Below are 9,653 nucleotides of genomic sequence, written 5' to 3'. Positions count from 1 at the left end.
CTCACGCCCGTCTCGATCACTCGCGAAGGCGAAACGGCGATCCAAATTCAATGGAATAACGGTACAAGCACTCGCTGGACCGTGGCTCAACTGCGTGCCGCTTGCCCCTGTGCAACCTGCCGCGAAAAGAAACGCGGCGAACAGGAAAAGGAATCCGAGAAAAAGCAGGCGTCGCCAAAATCACTGAGCCTGCCCGTGCTCAGTGCCGAAGAGGCCCGTCCGCTGCGGATCGAATCGATGCGGCCGGTTGGCTCCTACGCCTACAGCATTGCCTTTTCCGACGGTCATTCCTCCGGCATCTTCCCCATGAAAATGCTGGCCAGCCCACCTGAATAATTCGGTGGGTGGCCTCCCATTACTTTCGCTCGGGCAATAGAAAGCAGATGACTTCACGATCGTTTCGCACGATCAGATGCCGGCCTGCAATGGTCGGCACGTTCCATGTTTTCGAGTTGAGGGCAGGCAAGCGAAGTTCGAGTTGATATTGATCTTCGTCCAATTGGACAAACAGCACGTCGCCTGCTTCATCTTGGACCACAATCGTATCCTCCGCCACCAGGATTTGACCCTGCCCCGAGCGTTCGCTTCGAGGTTGTTGCCATCGCTGATCACCGTCTGCAATCGCCACCGCTTCGAGCGACCCATTGCTCAGTGCATAGGCGGTGTCGCCGATGACAACGGTGTTGGCGAATTTGGTTTTTAAGACGCGGCCGGATTGCCAAACCGACTTGGCGACGAATTCTCCATCCACATCGGCTGTGACTTCGACAAGAGCACTCCCGCCACCGTAGCCTTTGCCGACCAGGAATCGGTTTTCGCCCGCCAGGACTACCGAAGAGCAATTCGCCCCCGCATTACTTTGCCCAGGCCACTCGAACGACCACAAGCGTTTTCCATCCTCGATGCGATGTCCGCTGACCGTGCTTTCGTTGACAATCACAATTTGGCGTTGTCCCGCCAAGGTCAACAGCATCGGCGAAGCGTAACTGATTTGGTCTTCGCCGGCGGTCCAGCGAATTTCGCCGCTGGCGGCGTCAAACGCGATCAGACCGCGACCGGCTTTGGCCAATTCGGACGGTGGAATCGCAGGATCGCTTGGCCCGCCTAATGGTACGACGCACAAGCCGTCGACCAGCAATGGCGAAGCTGCGCGTCCCCATGCAATCGCCGTTTCGGACTGCGTTTGGTTCCATCCGGCGATCTTCAGTAAGTCGGCGTTCCAGATTTCTTCACCTGTTTTGATGTTGATGCACCAGAGTTTGCCGGTGGCTCCGAGCGCGTATACTCGCTCGCCCATGATCGTAGGGGTTGATCGTGGGCCGATTCCACCGAGCGGATGCTCGTGTCTCGCTTGGTGGCTGACTGCCCACAGCAACGCGCCATCGCCAATCCGGTAACAGGTTAATGATTCGGTGGTGTCACGCTGTTCTAGGGTGACGACTCGGTCGCTACTAACGGCGAATCCCGCCCATCCTTCGCCAATACCTTGTTTCCACAGTACTTCAGCCTCCGCTGCATCAGCGGGCACTTCGAATTGTCGCTTTGCGATAAAGCCGTTTCGCGAGTTCCCTAGAAACCCCGTTGAGTCTTCGGCAGCAATCGTCTGTTCCGACGGTTCGAGCGGTGCGAGCGTGTCGGTGGATCCTGCTGCGATCGGAATGCGTTCGGGTTGATTGGCACTCCAGAATCGCGGTTTGAAATCGGGGACCATCTCGCCGCTAAAGCCTTCGAAGCGAAACAGGCTGGCAAACGCCGCCGCCGCCGTGAGTGCCACGATCGGAACCAGCAGCGGATAGCCATGGTTTCGCGCGAGACGAAAGAGTTGAAACAAAATCGTCAGCAGTGCAATTGCAACGACGCCAAACGAGAACAGGTTGGCGTTTTGATGGTCTCGTTCGGAAACGAAATGCTGCAGTAGAAAAACAACGACGCCCGCAGTGATGGCTACCACGGCAATCCGAACCGGAAAGTTGGGCTCGCGGTGAACGGCTAGCGGAGTGCGCTGTGCCAGTTTGTCATCTTGACGACCCTGGTCATCGGTCAGATTTGGCACGCCATCTTGATTCGAATCGGTCAAAGAAAAGTCTCAAGCTTGGAAGGGATGACTCGAAGCAAAGTGCCAAGTCGTTAATTCCCATCCATTGTAATGATCAAAGCTAAATCAGAGTATGGATCACCGCCGCGAGTCGCCGTCGCCTCCGGCATCGATTGCAGTGGTAAACGGCGGAACAGAAGAATCGTTCAAGCCAATGACGAGGGACGCGAAACATGGTGCTTTTGCAGCGTGGGCAACGTTTGTCAAAGTCAGCCATTTTTACTCCATTCGTAAATGAGAACTTCCTACGTGCTGCAGCCAGTAGAATACGCTGGCTTGCTTCCTTCAAGGCGTTGAATTCGAAGGTTGTCGATCGCGGCGGTGGGATGGGGCTGCGGCGTCGTGTGATCCGTAGGTTGTTGGTTTTTTCGGTTACAGCCAGCACCGGACTAATCTCGCATCAAAACTTTCGCGTAGGGCACCAAGTTCGCAATTGTTTTTCTTCGCTTTTCAGAAGATGACTGCTCATTAAGGCAGCGGAAACTCCAAGCAAATGCGTTACACCCTCCTCGCCGGAGCGTTTATAATACGTGTCCTGCCTGAACTTTCCCCCCCGCCTTACTACTGCCAATTCCCATGCCAATTTTTATGGGTGAAACGAAGCCGCTGCTCATCGGACGCACCGCTGTCTTGTTGGTTGTCCTCACGGTCATTGGGTGGGTCATCCAATCGCAATCTGTAGCCGCGACAGAGCCTACCGACTTGTTACCGCAATCGGAGATCAGCTTCTTTGAAAGTCGGATTCGCCCGGTGCTCGACGAGCACTGCTATTCGTGTCATTCAAGCGACGCAGCGATTGTTCAAGGCGGTTTGTTGCTGGACAGTCGTGAGGCGGCACACCTGGGGGGCGATAGCGGTCCCGCCGTGGTGCCGGGCAACGTTTCGGAAAGTTTGTTGATATCGGCGATCCAGTACGACGACTTTGAAATGCCGCCGAAGCAAAAGTTGCCGCAATCGGTCATTGACGATTTTGTCACCTGGGTTGAAAGAGGAGCGGTTGATCCTCGCACACAGGCCGCCGCCGCCCCGCGACATGGAATCGATCCGATTGCCGCGCGTGATCATTGGGCATTTCAAAGCGTGGTTGCACCCGAGGTTCCGCAGGGGGAAATCCATCAAGACGATCGAGATTGGATTCGCAACCCGATCGACGCCTTTGTGCTGGCGAAACTCAGCGAGAAAGGTTGGCGTCCAGCCGCAAAGGCCGACAAGTATACGTTGCTTCGTCGTGCGACGTTTGATTTGGTCGGCTTGCCACCGAGCCAAAGTGAAATCGATGCGTTTCTTGCCGATGACTCGCCACGAAGTTTCGAGCGAGTGGTGGACCGCTTGCTCGCGTCGCCTCATTACGGCCAGCGTTGGGGGCGGCACTGGTTGGACCTTGTTCGTTATGCGGACACCAACGGCGCCGATGAAAATCACAAAATGCCTCATGCTTGGCGTTATCGCGATTGGGTTTTTGATCGTCTTAATGATGATCAACCGCTCGACGAATTTATTATTCATCAGCTTGCGGGTGACTTGTTGCCCACGGACGACGAACAACTCAATCGTCAGCGGATCACTGCAACAGGAATGCTGGTGATCGGTCCCAAGATGCTGGCCGAGCAAGACAAGGAAAAAATGAGGATCGACATTGTCGACGAGCAAATCGATACGGTGACTCGCACGATGTTAGGGATGACGGTCGCGTGTGCTCGTTGTCATGACCATAAATTTGATCCGATTTCGGCCGAAGACTATTACGCGTTGGCGGGCATCTTCGCGAGCACCCGGTCGATGCTGCACGAAAACTTTGTTTCAAAATGGATGGAGCGAGATCTGCCGTCGACAGCGATCGACCAGCAACGCAGCGAACACCAGAAGAAGATTGATCACAGTCGGGCGGCGGTCGAGAAAATCGTGGCCGACGCCAATGCTGCCCTGCTGGCACAATTGAAAACGGAGACGTTGCCCGCCAAACCCGAAGACCAATATCCCGAAACGACAAAGAAACAACTCGCCGCAGCCAGGAAGGTTTTGGCCGACACTGAAAAAGCGATGCCCGCGTATGACATTGCGATGGCGGTCGAAGAAGGTAGTCCGGTGACGTTGGCGGTGCACATCCGTGGCAACCATCTCAGCAAAGGTGATACGCCGGTGCATCGCGGAGTGCCGCAGCGACTGCAAAGCGTTGCCGGGTTGGACACGATTGCTGACAACGAAAGCGGGCGTCTGAATTTAGCTCGCTGGTTGACGTCCGGCGATCATCCGCTGACTGGACGCGTGATGGCTAATCGATTGTGGATGTGGCATTTCGGACAAGCGTTGATGCGGTCCCCTTCGAATTTTGGTTTGCAAAGCGAAGCTCCGCTGCATCAAGATTTGTTGGATTGGTTGACGCGACGATTGATTGATGATGGCTGGTCGCTGAAACGCATGCATCGCTTGATCATGCTCAGCAGTACTTACCAAATGCGGAGCGACCTTGCGGATTATTCCGAAGTTGACCCCGAAAACGAGTACCTTTCACACCAAAATCGCCGGCGACTGGAAATCGAGCCTCTGCGTGATGCGATTCACATCGCCGGCGACTCTTTGGATCGCACGTTTGGGGGCAGCCCGGTTGATGCGGATGCCCCGCGACGATCGGTTTATTTGATGATCAATCGAGCGGCGCTGTTGGATCTGTTTTCAACCTTTGATTATGTCGAAACCGCCAACCATATCGAACAGCGTCCCGTTACCACGGTGCCTAATCAGGCTTTGTTCCTACTCAACAGCAAACTTGTCCATCAACAAGCCGAGCGGCTAAGTGCATCGATGTTGGACCACGTCGACGAAGAGGACCGAATCACCCATTTGTGGATGAAGCTGTATGGTCGTCCGCCCACCGAGGCCGATATCGCTCTTTGTCAGGAATTCATTACCGACGCTGCACAGCGACTTCCCGCTGGGACGAGTCCTCAGCAAGCTTGGTCGGGACTGTGCCGTACGCTCATTGCGGGGAGTTTATTTAGTTATGTCGATTGAATCCAAAAATTGTGACTCGGGTTGTCGAAATGGGGCTTGGGCTCACCGCCGCGATTGGATCAAAGGATCGATCGGTTTAGGCGGCATTGCAATGGCCGAGATGATGTCGGGCAAGTCGGTGTCTGCTGCCACGTCGCGGGCGGATTCGGATGCGGGATTGCCGCATTTTGCGCCGCGAGCAAAGCGAGTCATCTTCTTGTTCATGCACGGCGGCCCATCGCATGTCGACACGTTTGATTACAAGCCACAGCTCGCCAAGCACGATGGCAAGCCGCTGCCGTTTGATAAACCGCGGATCCAGTTCGCCAAGACGGGCAATTTGCTCAAAAGTCCTTGGAGGTTTCGCCAGTACGGGCAATCCGGCACATGGGTTAGTGATCTGTTTCCCCATGTTGCAAAACATGTTGATGATTTGACGTTCGTCAAATCGATGCACGGATCCAACGAAGCTCATGGCGGGGCGATGTTGAAGGTGCATACCGGTTCGGACACCTTTGTTCGACCCAGTATGGGGTCATGGATCAGCTACGGATTAGGCTCCGAAAACGAGAACTTGCCAAGCTTTATCACAATCAATCCGACCTTGGGACATGGTGGAGTGCGGAACTTTGGTTCGGCATTTTTGCCTCCGATCCATCAAGCCACTCGGATCGGATCGACGCGTGCCCCGATGAAGAACGCCAAGATCGAGAATCTCGCCAGCGCCACCGCGACCACGCCAAAGCTGCAACAGCTGCAGCTCGATTTACTGCACAAGCTGGACGCTTCGAAAGCGGGGTCTGCGGGTTTGGATTCGCAGTTGGCGGCGAGGCTGGAATCGTTCGAGCTTGCTTTTCGCATGCAGATGGAAACTCCCTCGCTAATGGATCTTTCCCGAGAAACCGCAACGACGTTTGCCGAGTACGGGATCAATGGCGGTCCGACCGACAATTTTGGACGCCAATGTTTATTGGCTCGTCGGTTATCAGAATCGGGGGTGCGGTTTGTCCAAGTCACGCATAACTACTGGGATCAACACAGCAAATTAAAAGAGAAGCACACGGAATTGGCGGGCGAGGTGGATCAACCGATCGCTGCGCTGCTTGCCGATCTGAAACGACGTGGATTGCTCGAGGATACGCTAGTGATTTGGGGCGCCGAGTTTGGGCGAACGCCGACGGCGCAAGGCAACGACGGTCGCGACCACAACCCGCATGCGTTTACCTACTGGATGGCGGGCGGCGGCGTGAAGCGAGGGTTTAGTTACGGTCAATCGGACGAGTTTGGCTTTTACGCGGCAGAGCAAAAGGTTCATATTCACGATTTCCATGCCACGGTGTTGCATCTGCTGGGGATCGATCACCAGCGATTGACCTACCGTTACGGTGGCCGCGATTTTCGCTTGACCGATGTCGAAGGCAACGTCATCTCGGAACTGTTTTCGTGACCAGCCTCCCTCCATCGAACTTCGGTCCAGTGGGCTCCGGTGCATTTGCTGGCAGCCTGGCGTGGTGGCGAGGCTAGACGCAAATGTTTGGTTCGATCAGGAAGCTTGGTCTTCGGAGGGCAGATTTTTCAGTATCGCTTGTTCGGTTAGCTGCTTTTCTCGCTTGTGAGTGTGCCATAGCTTTAGCACGATCCACAACGCGGCGAACGTTCCTGCAAAGGCGAGTGCGGCATAGAACAGCGGTTGCACAAAGTTGTTGGAAATGTGTTCGGCTGCTTTGCCGGTTGATTCGATCGATCGGCCTACGATGCCTGCCTTAGAGACCACGATCGGGTTCCCATCGGCATCAAAGACGACTTCGTCGCCGCCGAGAATCCGTTCCGGTTCGGCCAAGATGATCGTCGTGGTGGCGACCGTGAACAGCGATTTGCCTGGGTTTGCTTCGATGAAACGTCCTGCAAACGCGACGACTTTTTCGGTGTCGTTTCGGATCAGCGATAGTACACCGGTTCGTTGTGCTGCGGGCAACGCCGCAATTTCGTCGGCATGACGAGCGATCACGATCGCTTGATCGCTTGTCATTTTGCTGGCCAATTCGGCTCCGTCGTCGCCAAAATGCTTTAATAGCACCAAGCCGGCGCCGGGATGTTTTAGTTCGGTTTCGAGCGCCTTGGCGCCATAGCGAGTGACTGCCGTGCTGAGTGCTTTTCCTGATTCGCCGGCTGCGAGTTTGCCAAGTGCCGCACGGACTTGCGATGCCGGGATCTCATCGAGCGCTTTGATGACAGGCAGCACCGCGGCACTGTTGTCCAGTGCCATCAGCACTTCGGGGCCATGTTTCGCGGTCAGCTTGGCGACCTGCTCGACCGCTTCTTCGCCCCCTTCGCGTGCCGCCATCGTTGCGACACGTTCCATCACTTCCTTGCTGGCACTCTTGGCTAGAAACTCGGTCGCTTGTTCGGCTCCTTCTTTGCCAAAGTATTTGACGACGGCTTTGACCACCGAGGTGGGGATTGAACTTGCTGCCAATCGCTGTGCCGCCGCATCTCGGCTCGTTCCTATCACGAGCATGACCAGCAATGCCGCCAATGTGTAGCTGCAAACATTGGAACGCGAGGCGTTAAAGAGCTTCGTCATGAGTTACACCTGGGGAAACGATTTTGGTAAAGAATTGGTCGCGGTAGGCGTTCAGTAACTGGTCACACACAATCGGCAGTGTTGCTTTTAATCCGCTGGCGTTGTCGATCGAACCAAGCCCGCGTGTTGCCGCGGTCTCGCTGGGCTGCGTCGTGATCGCGTCGGTTTTAGAATGCTGCGGAGCCCCGTCCAACAAAGTGGCTTCGAGCATGTCGAGATAGTCGTGCAGTTGCTCGCTGACTTTGCTCTCGAATTTTTCAGTCATCCACCAATCGATGATCAGTCCGACGGCCAATCCAACGCCCAGCCCGACAACCGTTCCCACCGGCCCGACAAAGCTTCCGCCGCCGGCACCTGTTGCCGCAGCACCCGCGGCGGTTCCGGCACCCGCAGCGGCACCGACGGCGGCGGTTGCGGAAAAGCGTGCCAGCAATCCAGCGACGATGGTGGTGGCCGCATAGCTGCCAGCTTCGCTAATCAAAATCACGACGATTGCGTTGTAAACGCTCGTCGCACCCTGCTCGGCGGAAAAGGTTTGTAGTCGGTGCGAGATCGATTCGTAGAACGTTTCGTATTGATCGAGCTGGACTTCGGGAAGATCCGCCACTTCGAGCGAGGCGTGCACATTGACCAGCATGCGTTTCTGATTGGCATCGATCTCTTTGCGAAAATCATCAAGGACCGCAGCAATGTCGTCCGTCAGAACTTTTTCCGAGAACAAATGTTTTTCGAACTTCTCCGCGACGTAGCTTTGGATGCGGTTGTCTTCCTGCCACCAATCGCCAGGCATTCGTTTGACGATTCCCAAGCGAGTCGAGATGCTGGTCAAGTCGTTGACAAACGGGGTCACGCCGCGATGGTAGCGGCGGATCAGCAGTCCGATTCGCTGGATGCAACGATCGACCGCTTCGCGGTTCAGTCGGTCGGTCTTTGCAATCTCGGGCTCGACCTCGCGATCAAAGAACGCGGCACGGACCACATCGCGAGAAGGTTCGAGAACCTTGGGGACGATGACATCAAATTCGTTGCGGCTGACCGGTTCAATTTTGGGTGTCTTCGTCACGTTGAATGTGGCGACGCCCACCAAGCATGCGATTACGACGGCTAGCAATACTGCCGCGTTGGTCGACGTTGCGTTGCCCGCGTGTTTCGTATGCGACGGGCCTGTTCTCGATGGGCCTGTTCTCGATGGGTCGGATGTCATCGCCATTTGCTCCGTCGGGAGATTGGCCCGGTGAAAGATCGAGCGAGATTGAGGGTGCCGCTGCGTTCAGATTTTTGCGGTTTGCGGAGGCAAGCGACGAAACACGTTGCTTTATTATAGCGGAAAGGCGTCAACACGCCTGTCACGATGTTCGACCCCTGCGACAGCGTCGGCGCACGAAAACCTTGCGACAGCGTCGGCGCACGAAAAAACCCAAGGCTGCGTCGGACGCTTTGCCTTGGGCTTGTTCAGGGTTGCCCGCGTGCGCAGGCGTTTACGGTCCATTCAGCAGCGAGTGACTGCGAGCGAAGCCGCAGCGATCTTGCCGTTGATTGGCCGGTTTTTGACTTTTACTCGGTTTTGACTTTTACTCGGTGACGATATTGATACGGCGGCCTTCGCGGTCAAACATGACCTTGCCGTCGACCAATGCGAACAATGTGTAATCTTTGCCTTGGCCAACACCTTTTCCAGCGTGGAACTTGGTGCCAACTTGACGAACAAGGATATTGCCTGCGCGGACGGCTTCGCCACCAAACTTCTTGACTCCACGTCGCTGAGCGTTCGAATCGCGACCGTTTCGGCTGGAGCCCTGCCCTTTCTTATGTGCCATCAGTACCACCTGGGGGTTTTAGCGTGTTTTGAGCCACGAAATGTAGCAACCTGCCGCCAATCGATCAAGGCAGGCCTACCGCAGGATTCACGCTAGTTTTAGGATTTAGATCTCTTTTTATGCGGACAATTGCGGCTGGCACGCTTATTCTTCGCAAAATCAAACT

Annotated in this window: 7 protein-coding genes; 3 read left to right on the top strand and 4 right to left on the bottom strand. The window is 55.5% G+C overall.

Annotated elements, in window-relative coordinates; genetic code table 11:
• On the top strand, nucleotides 1-336 hold a 336-nt coding region (locus ABX962_RS20700), incomplete at its 5' end, for a DUF971 domain-containing protein (RefSeq protein ID WP_372721918.1).
• Nucleotides 337-355: 19 nt separating this feature from the next.
• Here the strand turns inward: ABX962_RS20700 and ABX962_RS20695 are convergent.
• Nucleotides 356-2,077 (bottom strand): PQQ-binding-like beta-propeller repeat protein, encoded by a 1,722-nt coding sequence (locus tag ABX962_RS20695; protein WP_372721917.1) that lies wholly within the window; start codon nucleotides 2,075-2,077, stop codon nucleotides 356-358.
• A gap of 594 nt (nucleotides 2,078-2,671) precedes the next feature.
• Here ABX962_RS20695 and ABX962_RS20690 point away from each other — a divergent pair.
• Entirely contained in the window at nucleotides 2,672-5,107 is a 2,436-nt protein-coding gene (locus tag ABX962_RS20690; RefSeq protein WP_372721916.1) for a PSD1 and planctomycete cytochrome C domain-containing protein, read from the top strand.
• Nucleotides 5,097-6,533: a DUF1501 domain-containing protein gene (locus ABX962_RS20685; protein ID WP_372721915.1), complete on the top strand. Its 1,437-nt coding sequence runs from the start codon at nucleotides 5,097-5,099 to the stop codon at nucleotides 6,531-6,533. The genes ABX962_RS20690 and ABX962_RS20685 overlap by 11 nt, the downstream gene beginning before the upstream one ends.
• 96 nt (nucleotides 6,534-6,629) lie before the next feature.
• Here the strand turns inward: ABX962_RS20685 and ABX962_RS20680 are convergent, their stop codons facing one another.
• The 3 genes from ABX962_RS20680 to rpmA form a co-directional block, all read right to left on the bottom strand.
• Nucleotides 6,630-7,670 carry a hypothetical protein gene (locus ABX962_RS20680; protein WP_372721914.1) on the bottom strand — a complete coding sequence of 347 codons (1,041 nt, stop codon included), beginning with the start codon at nucleotides 7,668-7,670 and terminating at the stop codon, nucleotides 6,630-6,632.
• A complete protein-coding gene (locus ABX962_RS20675) occupies nucleotides 7,654-8,874 on the bottom strand; it encodes a hypothetical protein (protein ID WP_372721913.1) in 1,221 nt (406 codons plus the stop codon). The genes ABX962_RS20680 and ABX962_RS20675 overlap by 17 nt, the downstream gene beginning before the upstream one ends.
• Before the next feature lie 367 nt (nucleotides 8,875-9,241).
• Nucleotides 9,242-9,487 carry a 50S ribosomal protein L27 gene (gene rpmA / locus ABX962_RS20670; protein ID WP_339941165.1) on the bottom strand — a complete coding sequence of 82 codons (246 nt, stop codon included), beginning with the start codon at nucleotides 9,485-9,487 and terminating at the stop codon, nucleotides 9,242-9,244.
• Nucleotides 9,488-9,653: the final 166 nt, after the last annotated feature.

Origin of the sequence: Novipirellula sp. (assembly GCF_041583735.1) — a bacterium.
Taxonomy (GTDB): domain Bacteria; phylum Planctomycetota; class Planctomycetia; order Pirellulales; family Pirellulaceae; genus Novipirellula.
This window is presented reverse-complemented; position numbering and strand designations above follow the sequence as displayed.

What these genes read in the sequence shown, in the direction of transcription:
- ABX962_RS20690 (WP_372721916.1), top strand. Translation starts at nt 2,672, where the DNA reads ATGCCAATTTTTATGGGTGAAACGAAGCCGCTGCTCATCGGACGCACC.
- ABX962_RS20685 (WP_372721915.1), top strand. Translation starts at nt 5,097, where the DNA reads ATGTCGATTGAATCCAAAAATTGTGACTCGGGTTGTCGAAATGGGGCT.
- rpmA (WP_339941165.1), bottom strand. Translation starts at nt 9,487, where the DNA reads ATGGCACATAAGAAAGGGCAGGGCTCCAGCCGAAACGGTCGCGATTCG.
- ABX962_RS20680 (WP_372721914.1), bottom strand. Translation starts at nt 7,670, where the DNA reads ATGACGAAGCTCTTTAACGCCTCGCGTTCCAATGTTTGCAGCTACACA.
- ABX962_RS20675 (WP_372721913.1), bottom strand. Translation starts at nt 8,874, where the DNA reads ATGACATCCGACCCATCGAGAACAGGCCCATCGAGAACAGGCCCGTCG.